The following is an 18,358-nucleotide window of genomic DNA, read 5'->3' on the forward strand; positions in this document are numbered from 1 at the left end:
GCTTTTTACAATCGGTAATTTTCATTTCCGATCCTGGATGATATATCCTTCTTCCGGTTGGAAAGCGATGAAGCCGGCCATCTCTTTTTCCCGGAAATGTATGGGCTGCCAAGCTCCCATGAGCAGGATGTTTCTTTTATCGGCCGCGCCCGTCTGCGGCAATTCAAAACAGCAAGCATGAGGAAAAACGGTCCGCAGCGTGGTATGAGCGGCACGGATGAGGGCATCGCCTCCCCCGCGGCCAAACAGATTCATCAAGAGCGCCCCCCGCTCGTTCAGCTTGTCCCCGCAGAGCCGGAAAAAAGACTCCGAAAGCAGGTGAAGCGGGGTATCCTTCTCCGTAAACGCATCGAGAACGACGAAGTCATGGGCGAGATTCGGCTCCTTTTCCAGCAAGCTTCGTCCGTCGCCAACATCCACATTGGTCTGGGGGTATCCGAAATAACGGCGGCTGACCTCTTTTACCCGCGGGTCGATCTCCGCCACCTTCACCCGTTTATCGCGAAGCCTCGCAGGTAGGGTTCCGATGCCAAGCCCGATGATATAGGCTTCGCTGAAGTCCGGGATATGCGTTTCCATAAGGTGAAGCATGGCCCGGGGATATTCGAAGACGATGCGATCCGGGTGATCGAGATCCATAACCCCTTGAGCGGCTCCGTCCGAAAAAGCCAGCACCCGGAATCTTCCCCGTTCCCCCTCATAATGGGAAATTTCGTAAACCACCAACGTGCTCCCGTCTTCGCCGCAATCCTCGTATAGTACCCGCATCTGTCCTGCTCCCTTTTTATTTATGGCTTTCACCTGGTGTTACCCGAAAATCTCCCCGATTTCCTCCCGCTGCCGAGCCGTAATCCCGGTTTCGCTAAGGACAATGACGGCATCGGCCTTCCGCCAGACGAGCAATTCGCCGTTCGTATCCCAACTGACGATATCTTCGGGAAAGTCGGCTAGCTTTTTCAAACCTAACCGCCGAACCAATTCGCTGTACTTCGCCTCATCCACGACGTCATAGCAGCCCTTATGGTAGAAGTCCAATTCATACTCAAAAACCCTCTCCCATTTCCCTTTGTTCACCTGCTCCAGCACGGCCAGGTTTTCGATATGAGTCTCAAAACGATGGCATTTGATATCGTATCCTTCGTAATATCTTCCCTGCTCATCGATGGTGAAGGTCTCTTGATATAAAGTATCCGCGCACTCCAAGTGCCGGACGACAATGTCATCCTCCGGCTCAATGACGATCAGCCCCGGCTCGTTCTTAAAGGATCCACGGCAAGGCGGCTTATGAAGAATCCCATAGACGATGGGTTTCCAGGTAAGCGTAGTATGTAAAACCGCCGAAGTTCTTTTGAAATTCGATCAAGGCATTCGTAGGTGCTATTCCCGCAGCCTCGAAGGCTTGAATTATGTCGCTCTCCTCCCAAACGGAATCCTTCCATTTGGAGTTATCCAGAAATCGCCGCGCTCTTTTGGATAAATTCACGTCTCCACCCCCCATATAATTCCGGCCGCCTCCGAACCTTCCGCCACTCACACAGCGAAAATGGCAAACCTAACCGCCCTTTCCCCAGCCAGCAGCTAGTTTTTAGTATAACAGAGTATTGGCCTTTTGCTTGATCGATGCGTTTTAGGCAAACCCGGACCCTAAAATGACTTAAGAGCGCTACCTAATTTAGGTTAGCGCCCTTAACTTAACTTTCTCCAGAGAAGTGATTTGGTTTTGGGACAACCATACCCCGTAGCCCATACCGAATACAGACATAATTTGGGGCGTTGGAATTTATCGCCTCATTGAAATCGTTACGAACTCCGCACGTGTGCTGAATATGAGTCGGCATCCCACACATTAACGGGAAAACCTCCCGTTAAATTCCCGCTGTTGGCCCTTGGATCGAATTTAGCTGGAAAAACTCCAACTATTTCGCGGCCCAATGGCCAATATACTCAATTTCAGGCGAATTAGCGGGTGGTTTTCCAGCTAATTCGCCTTTGCAACCGCTTAGGCGCCAAATTAACGGGAGGAATTCCCTTTAATTTAAAAACCAGAGATTGAACCGTAGGCCAAAGTTATGATTACACCATTCGCACGGCTGTCCAATAGGCATATCGTTCAGCCTACCTAGCTCTTGTAACCCCGGACTATTGGAGGTATCGCTTTATTCTCCCGATCGCTTGTTCGCCGGCCTGCCGCCAGCGGTTTTCATGCTCAATCCGGTCGTCCGGGTCGACATCGCCATAATAAGCGCGCATTCCCTCAATCTCCGACGGGATAACTAACATCCGTTCTTCCTCCCTATTAGATATAAATAGACTTATACTAAGGGATTGCCATGATCGGCCGGTTTCATTCCCGGGAAGGGGCAGGGGGAACACGGTCTGATATCTGTTAATTACCTGTTTCTCGCCACGGCCAGCAGATGCGGGCTCATTCCAAGGAGACTTTCCTGTTCTTCAACCATCCTGCATATCGCTAATAATCGTTCACGGCTTTCACGCCCGGCCCATTTTTCTTCGAACGCCGGCACAATCCAGACAGGACCCTCCACGGCCGCTGTTTTCTCGTGACACAAGCCGGCCTCTTCCATTTCACTTTTGAGTTCGGCGGGTGTATGGAAGAAGGCTCTGGCTATGAAATGCGGATACTTTTCCGATCTGATATGCTGTCCGTCCGTCAACTCTCGCCCGATCATCTCCATAAAATCATCGTCTTCAATAAAGTCGTTCTTGTCACCATATACGGAAAGGCCCCATAAGGCAGAGCCAAACCTTGAGATGGCCGACAGGATCATAACGCCGTTCTCTTTCAATACTCTCTTGGCTTCCCGCAGCGCCTCGATTCGTTCGCTTTTTTCCGTCAAGTGATATAAAGGCCCCATCAGCAGTACGAAATCCGCACTGTTGTCGGGTCTGTCCAACTGCCTAGCGTCGGATACTTCTATATTGTAATTAAAAGAAGGGTGAGACCTTTGCAATTCCATCGCGTGCTTCGCGGCCTCGGGAGCCAACTCAAACATATGTACCTCATGCCCCATCTCGGCCAGCCAACGGGAATAAACGCCGATCCCGCCGCCGATATCATAAATCACCTGTTTCTCCGCCGGCAAGTATCTCAAAATCAACTCTTTCGTTCTTTCAAACTCGATTTGACCAATTCCCCGCTGTAAACGGTCCTTTTCCGCCCCGCCGTTGTAGTAGTCGAGGATTTCACTTGCATACTCATGCGACATGTCCATGACCGCTCACTCCAAAAGTATATTTTTCCCAATATTATAGGGCACTGGCGGCAGCCTTTTCAGTCGAAAACGTGAACAAACGGGGAATTTTGGGTGTAATCCGTCGGTCCATCCGGAGGCAATGTCGCCAAGCGAACCGCTGTCTTTGCCCCACGAGCCCCCAGCAGATGTGACATAAAAAAAAGGACCCGCACCTTGCGGGTCCAACCACTATCAGCCGAAAATGACCGATCGGCAGCTAAAGCTTATTCGCGTACATGATTTCCCCATACGTCCCGATAAAGATATATTTTCCGTACATCTTGATCCCGTCTTTCATCATTTCCGTCCCGAATATGCTCACGCCGGGATGCTTGTCGGGGATGGTCACCTTCCGCCACTGCACCCCGTCTTTTGAGACGTAATAATTATCGTAAAGATCGTACTCCCCCTCGCCCAACTCCTCGAAAGAATGGTACATCGCATAGAAAGACCCGTCAAACGCGGTGAGGAAGTTGAAGCCGTCTTTATCTTCGACCAGATTCGTTGTTTGCTTGGACCAATTTACACCGTCTTTCGAAACCCATGTTTTCGTGGGATTATACTGGTTTGCCACAACATACACGCTGCCGTTCCAGGCGAGAAACGCTTCGCTCATGTCCAGCGTCTTCAACAGCTTCCAATGGACACCATCCGTCGTCTGCATGATTTTTGTCGTCGAGGGTTTATATTCGTTATACACCTGGAATGTGGCGAGCAGCCGCTTGCCGTCCCAAGTCATCGAGGTCAGCCAATCGTTACTCACGCTGTCGACCCGCGTCCAGGACACCCCGTCCTTGGAAGTATACACGCCGTACACCTGGTCGGAGGCGACGAAAAATTTGCCCGCCCACATCACGTTGCGCAAGTCGCCGAATTGATCTCTGAACTTAATTTTCGCCAGCTTCCAGGTCGTTCCGTCCGCCGAATAATAAGCCCCGCCATTGCCGACGGCGACGAACTTGTTCGCTCCCCAGGCGACGTTGAACAGGCTCGCTCTTCCGAGCCTGCCGCGGTAAGAGAACGGGCTGCTGCTTCTCCATGTCTTGCCGTCGTCCGTGTAGATCACGCTGCCGTACGAACCCACGGCGACCGTTCGTTTGCCGTTCGTGGCCAGTCCGTTGAAATCCCCGCTCGTCGCCGTACCGATCATCCGATAACTCCACGAGGATCCATCTTTCGTATAGATCGAATACGTTCCGTCGGGGTGATCCTGCCGATCGTTCGAACCGATTCCGGCGAAACCGCTTTTTACGGGGTAAATGGTATAGATATTGGCATGAAGATAAGACAAGTCTACCTTCTTCCAACTGGCGCCATCCCTTGATGAATAAGCGACGTTGATATTCACCCCTTCGTTGTTGCCGGAGGCGCCGGTGACAATATACATGTTGTTGCCGTAAACGATGGTCTGCAATTGAACGCCGTTAGGCGACTTTCCTTGCTTTTTCCAGGTCGTTCCGTCCGTTGAAGTGTAAATGCCGTTGCCGACACCGATGTATTGATGGCCCGTCCAGGCCAGATCGCGAACCCCGGCGGCGGCATTATAGGTTTTGGCGGACCATCCGAGGCCGTCCTTGGAAACGAGGACGTAATTTTGATCATAGCTGCTTACGAAGTAAGTCCCGTTCACATATTTCAGGGAGTTCCAGCCGCGCTCGCTTTTTAACGTATATGAGGCCGTCCAGTTCTCTCCGTCTTTTGACGTAAACACATGTTTCGTCCCCAAAGCCACGAATCCACCCTGGCCCCATGCCAGATTCTCGATCGTTTCGCCCGGGTTAAAGTCCAGCTTCGTCCACGTTAAACCGTCTGTGGAGACAAAGCCTTCGGAAGGCTTGCGGTAAAGGTCCATGTCGTAGTCCGTATTGTTGCCGAACATGACATATTTCGTTCCATCCCATTCGATGGTCGTCAAATGATAATTTCCGAATTTCGAGAGGGCCTTCCAGCTTACCCCGTCCTTCGACTTCATGACCGTTCCGTATGGACCGACGGCTATGTATTCGTTGTTTTTTCCCTTTGTCAGCGCATAGGGCGCGTTGGAGCTAAAGGTCGTGTCCAGCGTCCAGCCTTCGCCCATCGAGACAGGCGGCTCCTGCAGCGTAATCGCATCGATTTCCGGGTAGGCCCCTAGAGCATCCGCCGGCGGGACAGCTCCACCCCATAACGACAATAAGAATGACAAGCAAACGACCATGACGAGCGCACTTCTTCTCATGTTTCCCTCCTGATGTTGACGTCTTGTTGTTTAGAATTATTTTCATCTTAGTCGCTTTTTGTCGAATTGTAATGGGTCTTTATACCTATGAACAAGAAAAAACATAACCAACGGCCTAAATCGACCGTTGGTTATGTCCGATAAAAGTCACGTGTTAATTTACAACTTTTTTACTGGGCGCAATACCGCATAGCCATATCCCTCGGGAAAATGCCGCTGGTAATCCTGCTTTACGTCCTCATCCCATTCATATCCTCTGCTCTTTGGGTCAAAATTCCAGGCGGTATGTTCAACGGCTCCCATGACGGCGCCGTTATCCTTGAGGTAATCGAAAGGCGGATGAAAGAAAACCAGATATTCCGATTCCGGAATCTCTTTGCATTCCATACCGTCCGGAATAGCTCCATTGTAATCCATAGAAACGGGAATTCCGTACAAATAGCCTTTTTGCCCGTCGCGGTAAAACCATCCCGCCGTTTGGCCCAATTGTCCCGGCAGGGCCAGATTGGACATGCTGTCCAGGACGCCGGCAATCTCATCGCAGTTGTGACCGTTTTCCCAAAATGAACCATAATTTTGTACGGACAAATCCCAAATTCCAATAAACTTGTGCGCCGGAATGTACTCGACTTTGATCTCCACCGGTTGTACCCGTGAGTTGCTCATCTTGCCACGCTCCTTGGTTAAATAGTAATGATAAGGCGAAAATACCTCCTGACGAATGGCCAATGGAATGGGCCGCGGTGCCTTACGGTAGGCCGCCGGGGTAACCCGGAACGCCTTGACAAACGCTCTGGTAAAAGACTCCTGTGATGAGAAACCGTACTTTACGGCAATATCCAGCACTCGTTCGTCCGTGTCGCGGAGCTCCAAGGCGGCACGGCTGATCTTTCGTGTCCAGATATAATCCCGCAGCGTCATCCCCGTCAACTCGTTGAATTGCCTGGAACAATAATAGGGGGAGTAACCCAACTGCTCGGACATTTTCAGGAGAGATGCGGTTTCCGTGATATTGGCGTCCACCCAGTCGACCATAAGCTGGACCATTTCATTCCACTCGTACATGGGAGATTTCCTCCTTTCAAACAGCATCATAGCAAAATGGGCTCTTTTGACATTTGATCTGAGTTGCACTTCCTCCAAGCACGCATCATTTATATGTACACTTGTCATATTTTCGCACGATGATAATACCTCAAGCCGTAAACTTCAAAGGTGATAACCCCGAACAGGAAGAACTTTATCATGAAACTCAGAGTGTCCGCAGTACAATATCAGCTTCAGACCGGTGCATCATTTGACGATTTCGCGAAACAATCCGAACACTATATTAAAACCGCCGAGGAGTATACCGTACTGACAAACAAGCCGCAGGCATGGCACGACATGGTCGGGCAGTTGGCGGCGAAGGAGAGCGGGGCACTGCTGCCGATCTAATCCTCTGTCAGTCTTACACACTAAACTAACTTATTAACGGGAGGAATTCCCGGTAATTCGGACAAACAACCCTGAAACCGCCATAGGGCGGCAATCAGGGTTGTTTGCGTACACAACAATTTTATTTAGATTCCAACGTCAAGGTAATTCCCAACACATCGCCCGGCTGTCCGCCGAAAACAATCAGGCCGTTCTCCGGCAGGACCGCGGCGCGGCTCCCGCTGGCAGCGGAGAAGCTCACCGGCGCGCCTTTCGCATCATAAACGACGAATCCCGCGTGCTGCGGCAGATCGACCGTCATGGTCCGGCCTGCCGCCCCGGCGTCGATCTTGAACCAGCGCACGCCTCCCTCGGCCGGGATCGTGACAGCGGACGAATCGCCTCCGTAGATCGGCTTCACGGCCGCGTCGCTTATATACGTCCGGCCGTCGGCCCGCAAGTATTCGATGCCGTCCTTCCGGAAGAACTCCAGGTCGAAGACGTCGCGCCCGTTCATGACCGGAATTTCGGCGACGTTGACCGCGTGGTCTTCGCCCGTGATTTTCGTCCCGTTGGCATAACCGCCCTTCTCGTTAAACTCAATCTTCTTTGTCAGAACCGCAGGAGACAGGTAGAACAGCGAATTGATCTTTTCGTCCAACGCGTAGTAAATCCTTCCGTTCCGCTCCTTCCAGGTCTCCGAAACCGCATCGTTCAGCGGGTTATCGGCCAGCTTCTGACACTCGTAATAAGCCATGACGGCCTGCCCAAGGCCCGGAAACTCCAAATGGCTCTTGACGCGGATGTACGTATGGCCGTTCGTCTGTTCGTCGAAGCTGATGACGGTGCGGCCATCCGCACCCGTAAACTCGTCCTCGCCGGTGTATACGTACGTTTGCTCCGGAATCAAGCCCATCAGCGCGGGCAGCTTCACTTCTCCGTTTTCCACCGTGATCCGAAGCGTGGAACCCACCGTACCATACAATCCGGCATAGGCGCGCAGGCGGTCCGGCATGTCTTTTTTCACAGGTGCAGAGAAAGTTTTGTCCGGCAGAATATCGGCGATGTCCCCTTTCTCCTTCAGGTACGCCAGCAGAATATTCGTCGCCGCGGCCGTATTGAAGATGGATGAACCGCCCGAGGTAAGCAAAGCTATGGAGACGTTCTCTTCCGGCAGCGCGACCAGCGCCGAGTGGTACATCAGCGTGTCCCCGCCTTTCGTCACCGCTTTGATGCCGTAGTCGCCGAACGGAGCCAGATCGACCGAGTCCCAACCGAGCCCGTAACCGAACGTGTTCGTCTCGTCTTTGACCCAGACGCCTCTGCGGTACTCCGGCTGCTGCATGGCGGAGGCCGACGCCGCCGACAGCAGCTCGGGCTTCTCCCCCGTCAGCACTTCCGCGAACAGAGTCAACTCTTCGGCGGTCGAGTAAATGCCGCCGGTTCCGATCACATTCGCGTTCTCCGGAGGCAGAGCGCCGGCGATCCCGGGGAAGCGGATCGGGTACAAGCGGCCGCGGTCGAAGTCGTCGAGCGGCGTCTTCGTCGACGTCAGTTGCAGAGGCCCGCTGACATGACGGGCCAGAAACTCGCTATAGCTCATCCCGCTCACTCGTTCCACCAGAATCTCCAACAATTGAAACCCGTCATTGGCGTAAACGGAGTATTCGCCCGGGTCGGATTTCAGCCGCTGGGATCGCAGGTTTTGGAGCAGGGTGTCATGGTTCTGTGTATCGTTATCTCCCAGCAGCATGCTGTTCTTGTAGTGCGAGCCGTACAATCCCGCCGAGTGATTCATCAGCATGCGGGGCGTAATCCGCTTATACCGTTCGTCAGCCATTTTGAATTCGGAGATATACTCCGTCAGCGGCTTGTCGATATGGATCTTGCCGGCGTCGGCCAGCATCATCGCCGCGGCGGTCACGTACATTTTGCTGACCGAGCCGATCCCGAACATCGCTTCTTTCGCGACAGGCGTCTTGCTCCCCGTTTCCGTTACTCCGAGCCCGCCGGACAGCACGACTCTCCCTTCGTCCCGGATCGCATACTGCACGCCGGTCACGCCATAGCTGTCCACGAGGACCTCCGCCATTTGGCGGGCCTTGGTTTCGGCCGGATCATTTACCGTCGAGCCCCCGCTGGCCCGGGCGGCCTCTTCCGCGACCGGAAGCGCCAACAGCAGTGCCGCCATCACTCCCGCACTCATCCGTTTCCACATCTTCATCAGTTGCCTCTCCTTCTTTCTGTTCGGATTCAGATCTTGCCTTCATCATACGAAGAGAAAGAACCGAACGGACGAAAATGCCCTGAAACGAAAAAAAGAATCCCCAAACGGCATCAAGCCGGGGATTCCTGCGCACTTAAGGGAAGAACGACCATATTGTCGAACGTCTGCGATTCGGTTTCAATCGTCATATGACCGCCGTATTTTTCGCAAATCCGCTGAATGTTCGTCAATCCGTAGCCGTGATAATCCGGATTCGCCTTCCGGCTGCGCAAATCGGACACCTCCCGGTCCACCTGATTGCGAATGCGGATGAATAAAGCGGACTCGGTCGAACGCACCCGGATCTGAATATACCGGTCCTCGGCGATTTTGACTTTTTTTGACGCCTCAATGGCGTTATCCAGCATGTTGCCCAGCACCACGCACAGATCGTACCGTTCGATGCCAAGGTTCGGGGTATAGAGCCGGAGCTCCGTGTCGATTCGGATCCCATTGGCCTGTCCAATATTCAACGCGTTCGTTACCAGCGCGTCGACGGCCAGATTGCCGGTGTTCACCCGGTGGTAGGCATCTTCAATCTTGTTCAATGTTACGCGGATATGTTCATTCGCTTCATCCGTCCTGCCCCGCGCGATACATTCCGCTACGTACAGGAACTGCTGATTCGTATCGTGGATAATCCGTTTGATTTGTTTGAAGCTGTGCACTGTTTTTTCATAATTGGCGTCCTGATAATCCATCTGTTGCTGAAGCTGGGCATTCTCGTGGAGCAGTTGGAACTTGGCGATGACGGTATCGAGAATATAGACGACCAGCACGTTCAAAACGATGAAGCAGAACACCGAGAGGAAGTAGTGAATATTTTTCTCGCTGTAGGCCGTCAGCACATTCACCTGATAAATGCTGATGACCGGTACGCTTAGGAACAGCAGATAATAACGGGAATCGAGGGGGTAATTTTTGCGTTTGGCCAAAAAACGAATCATCTGAACGACGGCAAACATGGCCGTACAGCTGAGCAGCAAGCTCATGGCAAACAGTCGTTGCCCCGGTTTTGTCGTCCAGTCCGAAGGGTCCGCCGTCACGACAACGGAAGGCTCGATCAGATAGAGGGAAATGGAGTTCACCAGCGTGAGCAGGACTGCATAAAGCACGGAATACATGATTTTCAGCTTGAGCTCCGCCTCGAATCCCAGGGCCAGAGAGAAGATGATCACGAGTCCCAGCAGCGAGGACCAGAGCGGAGAAAAATAAACGGTCATATACACCATGTTCAAAATAACAAACGCAATCACATACCACCATTTCGTCGGCTTACCGCTTTCCTTGCCAAAGACGGAATTGAAGTAGAAATTCACCTGGACCGCCATGACCAGCGTAATGCCCAGGTTCAGCAGTATGATGAGTCCCATGTTCTCAATCCGCCTTCATTACCATAAATTTTGTGCAGGCATCCTTGACTTCCTTGATCTTGGACCGCCCGATGGGAAGCTCCATGCCGTTCGACATGACGACTTGGCCGCCGGCAAATTTATGCACGTGGAGCAGGTTAATCAGAACGGCGCGGTGAATTTGTAAAAAACGGTTCTCTTTCAACGCCGCCGCGTAGCCGGAGATCAGCCCCCGGCCCTCGTGGACGGCATGGACCGTCGTGAATTTCAGCCTGCTTTTGACCGTCAGACTTTTGACGGCTTCGATCGCGATAATATCTTCCTGCCGGAGCACAATCTCCTCATAAGCCGACTTGATGATCAGAATGTCCGGTTCGCGCTCTTCGAAATAGCGGCACAGCTTCAGCATCTTCTCCTCGAAGAGGTCCGGTTCGACCGGCTTGAGCAGATATTGAAAAGTGACGACATCGAAGCTCTCCAGCATGTATTCGGCATAACTCGTCAGGAACACGATCTGTTCACTGATCCGCTTCATCTCTCTCAGTTTTCGGGCGGTTTGAATCCCGTTCAATCCGTTCATTTCAATATCGAGAACGAGAATATGGAAGGAGTCCTCCCCGTTCTCATAATGCGCAATCAATTGTTCGCCGGACTCGAACAACACGGTTTCAAATTCGACGCCGCTCTTGACCGACAGGGTCAGCAGCATCTGCTGAACCCGTTCCCTCTGACGGGCTTCGTCGTCGCATACGGCTACCCGGTACATGCGGCATCATCCTTCCTGCGGTGATTCAATCGTAATATAGCGTAACACCGCGCCGACACGGCAGGCAACAGGACACAAGAAACTCTAGCGAGCTAACCATCTATGTATACAAATTCGAGCGATGTTCGGCATCCTCTCTATTACATGGCAGCGCAATTTTTTCAATAGCGGGAGCTCCCTTATCCCTCAAACCGCTGCGTCTTGTACCACTTGGTTTTCCTACCCGTCACTTTGTCGACGACCATCGAGTAGAAGGCCCGCAGGGAAATCAGCAAGAATAGCTGGGAATACGTGAAATAAGCTAGGCAGGACAGAATAAAGTTTTGTGTCGTACTTTGTCCGATATCGGCCGCCAGCGCAAGATTGATCTGCAGCACGAAAAGATAGTACATCAACCCCCAAGCGATCATGAGATAAACATACACATCATCCGCAAACTGAAACGGCATCGTCACCCCCGGCTTAAACATTCCGATTACACCGTAGATCATATTCACGACGATGATGATGTCCGATATGATAACAGCCAGCAAAAACCAGAAGTAACTCGCCGCAAAGTACAGCACATGCAGCTTAATGCGCCAGCTTGACCGGTTAAACAAATGATGGAGGTTGCCGATCACGACGGAAAAATTCCCTTTGGCCCAGCGCTCCCGCTGCTTCAAATAAACGCCAAGTCGCTCCGGCTCCTGCTGATACGCTTCCGCTTGGGGCGCCAGCGCGATGAGCTGGCCTCTCTCCAGAATTTCGAACGAAATGGCCGTATCCTCCGTGATCGCCTGCGTATCCCAACCGCCGATCTCGCGGATCAGCTCCGTTTTGATGATGAAATTCGTCCCCGGAATCGTCCCGAGCCTGAACAGCTCCCATAATCCGGTATGGTAAATCCGCTGGGCCGTAACCAGTTCGAGATTGATGAATTTGGAAAGAAGGTTCTGCCCGCGGTTTCTTGCCTTGTTCCGTCCAAAGACCGCCCCGTAACCTTCCGGGTCTTCCATCGCCTTTTCGATCAAAAAGTATAGCGCGTTCCGCTCCGGGGCCGCATCGGCGTCAAAGATACAGATCCACTCGTGTTTGGCATACTCCAGCGCGTCATTCAGCGCTCCGGATTTACCGCCGGTTCCCTTCCGTTCAAAGATCACAAAATCCCGGTCCCGAAACGCTTCCTTGCTTTTCAGCGCTTGTAACTTCCCGGCGGTATCGTCGCTGCAGTTATCGGCAACAACGATTAACTGCACTTTATCCTTTGGATAATTCAAGCGCAGGATACTTTCCGCCGTCGCCGCAATCACCAATTCCTCATTGTGCGCGGGCACCATCACGGTAACTGTGGGAAACCGCTCCATTTCCTCCAGGCTGGGGATGGTCCAATCCGTCCGGCTTTGCCTGAAAATGAACCGAACCGCACCCCACATAATTATTATCGATTGAAATACGGCCGCCCAAATGCTTATGATCGATAATACCAGTAATAAATCAGCCACTGACTTTCCTCCGGTCATATTTTCGATTTACACGTGCCCGAAAGACCAGCGTTGCTATAAACAATCCCAAAACCGCCAGGGCAAAAATCAGGCTGACAATCTTGCATAAAGGAATAAACCAGGCGGTGTATGCCATTTCCTCTCCTCCTGCCGTAAATCTCTCTCAACGAATCGCGATGCGTTCAGATGTATTCTCCGATCAAATCCGTCTCCGTATTGCGTTCAAGCGCGGAAATCACCGCGTCCGCATGCTCATACTTCCCGAACTGCTCCTTCGTAAAAACCAGGGCCCCGGCGCGGATAATCAGCTTCAGCTCCCGGCCTTTCCGGTCCTGAAAGGGCGTATCCATCAGCGCCTTCTTGATCCGTTCCGTCAACGCCTTCAAAGACGCATGGTTGGTCATGGGCAGCAAGACGATAAACCTTCCTTGATCCAGAGCGAACTTGTAATCCTCATACCGGATTTGCTTCTGAATACCTTCGGACAAAGAAGCGAGCAGCCGGGCATAACCCTGCGATCCCAGGGCTTCCCGCACCATCGGCAAAAACTCGATTTTGAACATGGCCAGACAGAAGTTGTACGTATCCGCATAGCGGCTGGCCAGGTTCGACTGTTTGACCAACGTTGCCGCAAAAGCCTCCTTATTCCCGAGCGAGGTATCCAAATCCACTTCGGGATTCCTGCGCTGCAGCTCCTCAAGCCGCTCCATAAGCCGCTTATTGCGGATCAAACCGGCTTTGATCAATGCGGCTGCGGTCATATTGGCCGGGAGCAGCCACAGCCAGGAGAACGACAGCACGTCCGCCTCGGCGTAAGCAGTAAAATAGACCAAATATGCAACCATATAAACAAAAATACAAACGGCCGTCACCCCGACCGGAAGCAGAAACCCCAGCAGCAGAGCCGCAAGGCACCCTATACTGAAAACCAACTCGGATAAAGTAAAAGACTGGTCTCTAAAGACGTTCACATATACCAACAGTTCCTCCACGATCGCTAAACCGATCAGCAGCACGTATCCCCAGATCATGCGCCGGATTAATCGCTCATTCTTCATGCCCATCTCATAATCCTCACTTTTTCTTCAGAGCATACTCCCCTAGGAGGGGCAGCAAATTATCAAAAATATGCGTATTGGCCTCATACACATATCCGCCGGGATAACGGGCGTCGCGTCCCCTCAAGGTCAGCATTCGTTTGTACAGCTGTTCCGCAAAGGGCCGGTCCCCTTGTTGAAGGGCAAACTGGATAGCGAGGCCGTAAACCGAAGGGGATTCATACTTCACGGCCTCCGTCCGTTCGGCACGCCGATACTGTCCAAACAGTTTTCCCGTTTGCTTGAACTTCTGCTTCAGGAATTGATGCAGGGCTCTTTGATCCCTGTTCGTCTTCCCGGCGTGAATAGCTGCCATCAGTTGATCGATCAAATTCACGCTTGCGTCATACGTGTATTCCCCGGTAACCACGTTGTAAGACTTGGGGTAGAACACCCCGTCATCGGGCATCTCCTGCAGCAGCGTATGATATCGACGGTACGTCTCCTCGTGCAGCACCTCTTCTTGCACAAGCCTCTTTAACGTCGATAAGTCCACATAAGCCAACGCCAACGTATCGGGAGCTTCCTCTCTGGAGAAATCGTAGAAATCCACAAGGTATCCGTTTTTTTGGGAGTGGAGAAGCAATGTTTCCGTTAAACTCTTAGCCTTTGTTTTCCACTCGGGATGGCCCTTCCACTTCCCGGCTCCTTCCAGCAAGGCCCCAATGATCCGCAAGTCGTCGCCAAGGGCGTTCGTGCCCACTTCCGCATTCCCCTCAGGGCTTAATTTCCAGGCAATGTAGTTTCGATCCGCCGTGAAATAGCGGTTTAACGTTTCAAAGCCCTTTTCAAAGGCGGCCCGATCATTACCGGCTAGCGCCGCCTGCATCCAGAATCCGAGCGACTCGGAGAGCGCCTCCCGTCCGGCCGCCAACTCGGGGTTGGCCGATTCCGCCTCCCGTAAGTAGGTAGCCAGTGTGCCGTTAGGGTTGGTCATTTTTTTCGCAATAAAGCTCTTGGTCGATTCTTTCCCTTCCGCATGTGCGCATCCTCCGATCCCTACGGTTAAGGTTACGCTTAGCAGCAGCCCTACTCCCGCCCACAACCATTTACGCCCGCTTCGCCAATCCAAACTGTTGACCTCCATTCCTGCCGATCCCCCGTACTCGTGATGTTGTGTGGTAAAGCGGTCTAATTATACAGCAAATTTATAGCTACTATAGATTCTTACCCACAATAAAATAGAACCAACATAACCGCAACCGATAATTAACCGGACTCCGTTCACCCTCTCGCGCATTGTAGCATTCGATTCTGTACAAAAACTGTACAAACCTTTAGAGAGAGAATCGAAGTATTAGCGTACATCAAATTAAAAAAGCCTGCAAATCTGCAGACTTTTTTCGTGTGCGCCTTTGTTTACTTAAATCCTCCGAATCCGCATCAACTTCGCCGAGCGCTGCTTGTTCCTCCTGCTCAAACCAGATACTCGGCCATAATTTGCTCGATATCGTAGGGAGTAACTCCTTTGTCCACCGAAAATACGCTGTCGGCCCGGTTCGGATCGTCAACCCCTTCCCCGCGCGCCTCGGCATGCAGCCGAAATAAGTCGTGCAGGTCGGGCTTCCGCAATGAGGTCATGGCTTTGCCCATCAAGACCATCCCTTTTTGGTTTCCTTCGACATTGTTGTAGTAATGGGGATGTCTCGTTAACGAAAGATCCGTCCAGATCACCGTACGGGTCACCAGATCCATAATCACAGGGATCGCAATCTGCGTATCTGCGGTGACATCGATCTTATTCACCACGGTGGAAGGCTCGAAAATTTCGCCGGAGCCCGGTTTTTTACGCATCATCCAGCCCGCAAAGCATTCCGGCAAATCGCAATAGGGCTGTTCCGTAAACGAATGCAGCGTGGCAACAATATAACGTCCTCCATAATCCACGATGGAAGGGATGTGCAGATCAATGAACTCGCAGGCGCCCTGAGGGGCAGACACGATATCTCCACTATGAACAGCCCGGTATTTAGAGGAACGCAGATTCGTATAAGAAATATGCTCCACGTACTGCCAGTTGCGGTCATACATCACGGCGGACAAGTCAATATCCACGCGGCCGGTGGGCTTCCCGGCGACTTTCCCTTCCTTCCACCAGTTGAAGAAACGAATGGTATCTCCGTCGGCCATCGGCAGGCGGCTTCCCCGCACAATCGTACGCAGCGACTTGCTTGCCGATCTTTGGGAGAACGGCACATGATAATTCTTCAATTCGGGATTCACATAGACCTTCCCCAACGGTGGGAGCGCGGAGAATCTCCGGACCAGCGCTTCCTCACACAATCGCACGGCTTCCCGGCGGATGGCCTCCTCGATTTCCGGAAGGGTATGAGGGATTGCGAACGCTTTAGCCACAATGCCCTTCGGGAAAAAAATGCGCAACTCCTGCCGTTCGTTTCGGTGGGCAAAATGGTTTTTCACTTGGAGCAGTACCGGGGTCGATACCTGGTCCACGACCTCGCCAAACGCCAGCAATACATACTCCGGGTCTTCGGCCGTTCGAATCAAGTGATCCAATCTTCTGGCAAGTTCGCCGGGGCGCTGTGTCAACAAATCAATAAGTGTCCAGGTATTGCGGTACCGGAAGGCGAGCTCAACGCTTCCGTTAAAGGTGGTGAAAGGCTTGTTATTCCGCAAAATATCAAAAGCCTCTTCACACCGGCGAAACCGGTGCTTATATTCGGAAGGATGCAAAATTTCGCCCAAGCGGATCCAGCGCTCCTTAAACCGGAGCATATCCTCCGTGATCTGGCCGCATTGTTCCAGCAGCCCCAGCAGCAATCGGCGCTCGGACCGTTTAAATTTGCGGAACCGCGTGGCCCCGGCCAAGCTGACATCACCATTCGACCAAGCCACGGCCAGCCGGAGGACGTCGGTGGCGGTTTTAAAATAGCGCCCGATCAGTCCAAGATTGGCCTTGTCATGCTTCATCAAGGAAGCCGCCACGAATCCGACATTCTCCTTGAACGGAATCTCGGCCGGCAGCAATGCCTCCACCTCATCCGGTTCGGCGATTTCAATCGCCGTATCGATATCCTGTTTGTCCGTCTCGGAGATGGAGACCTTGGCTTCGATCAGTCGGCGGATCATCGTATGAAACTCTTCTTTGCTTCCAAGATCAATGACCTTCAGTTCGACCTTATCGAGCAGAGGCGTTCTTTCCGCATGGGGAGGTTCGGGATATTCCAAAGTTAGATAATGATAGATCGCATTCAGATACAGCTCCACGTCATCCTCCTGCATCACCTGCATCGGGAAGCCGGGATACATGGGGTTAAATTCCACATGCGCCCCTACCATGACCCTTAAATCGGCTACCAGCCGATGATAGAACGCTTCAAACTGCTCCCTGGATAACGCACGTACGGTACGCATTAGCTGATGCGAGAATGTGAACCCGAGATGTTCGATATTTTTTAACACCGTCGCCAAGTAAGCTTCAGGAAGTCTGTTCTCCTCTTGTCCTTGTTCGACAATCACTTTGTTCGCTCTTCGCAGCAAAATCGTATTTATCATGATCAAAGAGTCCAGGAAAGCCATATCCCTAAATTCATTAAGGGAAGTAGAAGGAAGGAATATGATAGCCTGGACGCCTCCTCTCCGGGTAGAAATCCTTCAGGAAAGCCGCAACCCTATTTCGCCAATGAGTTTAGAAGGAAGGATCGCGATAGCCTGAAGGTTCAAAGGTTCGAAGTCCGTGACCCGATCGCTTTGATGTACTTATCTTCGCAGAGTTTGCGGCGCGCCAACAGGGTGAAAGTATTACGACTTATAAAAAGGCGCTAAAAAAAAGCGCTTCGAACCCGCCTGCACGCGAGCATCGAAGAGCTTTTTATTAACGGCTTCTCAGGGCATGCTCGATTCGCTTATCCGGTACAAACCAGACTACGGCAACGAGTATGAAAAAGAAGCCGGATATCCAAGGGCTCAGATATGCGGTCAAGGCCGCGATCAAGTAGAGCAACGGAGACAGTTTACCCTTCCAGTCTTTGCCCATGACTGCGACGAATGAAGAATCGCCCGAATGCTGGTTAATAATCGTGCGCTGAAGCAGCCGGTACGAGAACGCCGCCAGCAGCAGAATAATGCCGTACAGCGCCGTTGGAGTGGCGGCAAAATGGCTTTCCCCCATCCAAGCCGTCGTGAACGGCACAAAGGATAGCCAGAAGAGAAGCAGCAAGTTGAGCCACATCAACCGCCCGTTCATCGTTCGTACCATGTGCAATAAATGATGATGATTATTCCAGTAAATGCCCACATATACGAAACTGAAAATGTAGCTAAGAAGTTTTGGGCCAAGTTCGATAAGCGCATGCCAGTTATGGCCTTCCGGTACTTTAAACTCGAGCACCATGATCGTAATAATGATCGCCAGCACGCCATCGCTGAACGCTTCCATCCGGTTTGCTTTCAGAGGGGCTCCCCTTTCTCGCTTCTCGCGCTTTTTTACTATTCGACACCAGTAACTTTGCATATCACCCTCGATCCTGTCAAGAAAAACTTCA

16 protein-coding genes and 1 pseudogene are annotated in these 18,358 nt (G+C 52.1%); 1 reads left to right on the forward strand and 16 read right to left on the reverse strand.

Features of this window, described 5'->3' with window-relative positions:
• Positions 1-21: 21 nt before the first annotated feature.
• The 7 genes from V4U84_RS05835 to V4U84_RS05865 form a co-directional block, all read right to left on the reverse strand.
• Positions 22-768: a spermidine synthase gene (locus V4U84_RS05835; RefSeq protein ID WP_334076904.1), complete on the reverse strand. Its 747-nt coding sequence runs from the start codon at positions 766-768 to the stop codon at positions 22-24.
• A 39-nt stretch (positions 769-807) separates the two neighbouring features.
• Entirely contained in the window at positions 808-1,203 is a 396-nt protein-coding gene (locus V4U84_RS05840; protein ID WP_334076905.1) for a hypothetical protein, read from the reverse strand.
• A 79-nt stretch (positions 1,204-1,282) separates the two neighbouring features.
• Positions 1,283-1,483, reverse strand: a complete 201-nt coding sequence (locus V4U84_RS05845; RefSeq protein WP_334076906.1) for a hypothetical protein — start codon at positions 1,481-1,483, stop codon at positions 1,283-1,285.
• 656 nt (positions 1,484-2,139) lie between these two features.
• Positions 2,140-2,280 (reverse strand): hypothetical protein, encoded by a 141-nt coding sequence (locus V4U84_RS05850; RefSeq protein ID WP_334076907.1) that lies wholly within the window; start codon positions 2,278-2,280, stop codon positions 2,140-2,142.
• 110 nt (positions 2,281-2,390) lie between these two features.
• Entirely contained in the window at positions 2,391-3,233 is an 843-nt protein-coding gene (locus V4U84_RS05855) for a class I SAM-dependent methyltransferase (RefSeq protein WP_334076908.1), read from the reverse strand.
• Between the two features lie 238 nt (positions 3,234-3,471).
• Complete coding sequence (locus V4U84_RS05860; RefSeq protein ID WP_334072524.1) at positions 3,472-5,472, reverse strand: sialidase family protein; 2,001 nt, start codon at positions 5,470-5,472, stop codon at positions 3,472-3,474.
• Between the two features lie 159 nt (positions 5,473-5,631).
• Positions 5,632-6,537, reverse strand: a complete 906-nt coding sequence (locus V4U84_RS05865; RefSeq protein ID WP_334072525.1) for an AraC family transcriptional regulator — start codon at positions 6,535-6,537, stop codon at positions 5,632-5,634.
• 180 nt (positions 6,538-6,717) lie between these two features.
• On the opposite strand from V4U84_RS05865, the pseudogene V4U84_RS05870 reads away from it, so the two are divergent.
• Positions 6,718-6,822 (forward strand): annotated as a pseudogene (locus V4U84_RS05870) (carbon-nitrogen hydrolase family protein); the annotation flags it as partial.
• Positions 6,823-7,030: 208 nt separating this feature from the next.
• Here the strand turns inward: V4U84_RS05870 and V4U84_RS05875 are convergent.
• The 9 genes from V4U84_RS05875 to V4U84_RS05915 form a co-directional block, all read right to left on the reverse strand.
• Complete coding sequence (locus tag V4U84_RS05875; RefSeq protein WP_334072526.1) at positions 7,031-9,112, reverse strand: serine hydrolase domain-containing protein; 2,082 nt, start codon at positions 9,110-9,112, stop codon at positions 7,031-7,033.
• Between the two features lie 113 nt (positions 9,113-9,225).
• A complete protein-coding gene (locus V4U84_RS05880; RefSeq protein ID WP_334072527.1) occupies positions 9,226-10,527 on the reverse strand; it encodes a GHKL domain-containing protein in 1,302 nt (433 codons plus the stop codon).
• A gap of 4 nt (positions 10,528-10,531) precedes the next feature.
• Positions 10,532-11,272, reverse strand: a complete 741-nt coding sequence (locus tag V4U84_RS05885; RefSeq protein ID WP_334072528.1) for a LytR/AlgR family response regulator transcription factor — start codon at positions 11,270-11,272, stop codon at positions 10,532-10,534.
• Between the two features lie 179 nt (positions 11,273-11,451).
• Complete coding sequence (locus V4U84_RS05890) at positions 11,452-12,756, reverse strand: glycosyltransferase family 2 protein (RefSeq protein ID WP_334072529.1); 1,305 nt, start codon at positions 12,754-12,756, stop codon at positions 11,452-11,454.
• Entirely contained in the window at positions 12,749-12,892 is a 144-nt protein-coding gene (locus tag V4U84_RS05895; protein ID WP_334072530.1) for a hypothetical protein, read from the reverse strand. The genes V4U84_RS05890 and V4U84_RS05895 overlap by 8 nt, the downstream gene beginning before the upstream one ends.
• A 46-nt stretch (positions 12,893-12,938) precedes the next feature.
• Positions 12,939-13,814, reverse strand: coding sequence for a GGDEF domain-containing protein (locus V4U84_RS05900; protein ID WP_334072531.1), 876 nt, complete (start codon positions 13,812-13,814; stop codon positions 12,939-12,941).
• Positions 13,815-13,830: 16 nt separating this feature from the next.
• Positions 13,831-14,940, reverse strand: a complete 1,110-nt coding sequence (locus V4U84_RS05905) for a glycosyl hydrolase (RefSeq protein WP_334072532.1) — start codon at positions 14,938-14,940, stop codon at positions 13,831-13,833.
• Between the two features lie 329 nt (positions 14,941-15,269).
• Complete coding sequence (locus tag V4U84_RS05910; RefSeq protein WP_334072533.1) at positions 15,270-17,369, reverse strand: TerD family protein; 2,100 nt, start codon at positions 17,367-17,369, stop codon at positions 15,270-15,272.
• 319 nt (positions 17,370-17,688) lie between these two features.
• Positions 17,689-18,267 (reverse strand): TMEM175 family protein, encoded by a 579-nt coding sequence (locus V4U84_RS05915; RefSeq protein WP_334072737.1) that lies wholly within the window; start codon positions 18,265-18,267, stop codon positions 17,689-17,691.
• Between the last annotated feature and the right edge of the window lie 91 nt (positions 18,268-18,358).

Source organism: Paenibacillus sanfengchensis (assembly GCF_036864765.1).
GTDB lineage: Bacteria > Bacillota > Bacilli > Paenibacillales > Paenibacillaceae > Fontibacillus > Fontibacillus sanfengchensis.

What these genes read in the sequence shown, in the direction of transcription:
- V4U84_RS05835 (WP_334076904.1), bottom strand. Translation starts at nt 768, where the DNA reads ATGCGGGTACTATACGAGGATTGCGGCGAAGACGGGAGCACGTTGGTG.
- V4U84_RS05850 (WP_334076907.1), bottom strand. Translation starts at nt 2,280, where the DNA reads ATGTTAGTTATCCCGTCGGAGATTGAGGGAATGCGCGCTTATTATGGC.
- V4U84_RS05855 (WP_334076908.1), bottom strand. Translation starts at nt 3,233, where the DNA reads ATGGACATGTCGCATGAGTATGCAAGTGAAATCCTCGACTACTACAAC.
- V4U84_RS05860 (WP_334072524.1), bottom strand. Translation starts at nt 5,472, where the DNA reads ATGAGAAGAAGTGCGCTCGTCATGGTCGTTTGCTTGTCATTCTTATTG.
- V4U84_RS05865 (WP_334072525.1), bottom strand. Translation starts at nt 6,537, where the DNA reads ATGTACGAGTGGAATGAAATGGTCCAGCTTATGGTCGACTGGGTGGAC.
- V4U84_RS05875 (WP_334072526.1), bottom strand. Translation starts at nt 9,112, where the DNA reads ATGAAGATGTGGAAACGGATGAGTGCGGGAGTGATGGCGGCACTGCTG.
- V4U84_RS05880 (WP_334072527.1), bottom strand. Translation starts at nt 10,527, where the DNA reads ATGGGACTCATCATACTGCTGAACCTGGGCATTACGCTGGTCATGGCG.
- V4U84_RS05885 (WP_334072528.1), bottom strand. Translation starts at nt 11,272, where the DNA reads ATGTACCGGGTAGCCGTATGCGACGACGAAGCCCGTCAGAGGGAACGG.
- V4U84_RS05895 (WP_334072530.1), bottom strand. Translation starts at nt 12,892, where the DNA reads ATGGCATACACCGCCTGGTTTATTCCTTTATGCAAGATTGTCAGCCTG.
- V4U84_RS05900 (WP_334072531.1), bottom strand. Translation starts at nt 13,814, where the DNA reads ATGAAGAATGAGCGATTAATCCGGCGCATGATCTGGGGATACGTGCTG.
- V4U84_RS05905 (WP_334072532.1), bottom strand. Translation starts at nt 14,940, where the DNA reads ATGGAGGTCAACAGTTTGGATTGGCGAAGCGGGCGTAAATGGTTGTGG.
- V4U84_RS05910 (WP_334072533.1), bottom strand. Translation starts at nt 17,369, where the DNA reads ATGATAAATACGATTTTGCTGCGAAGAGCGAACAAAGTGATTGTCGAA.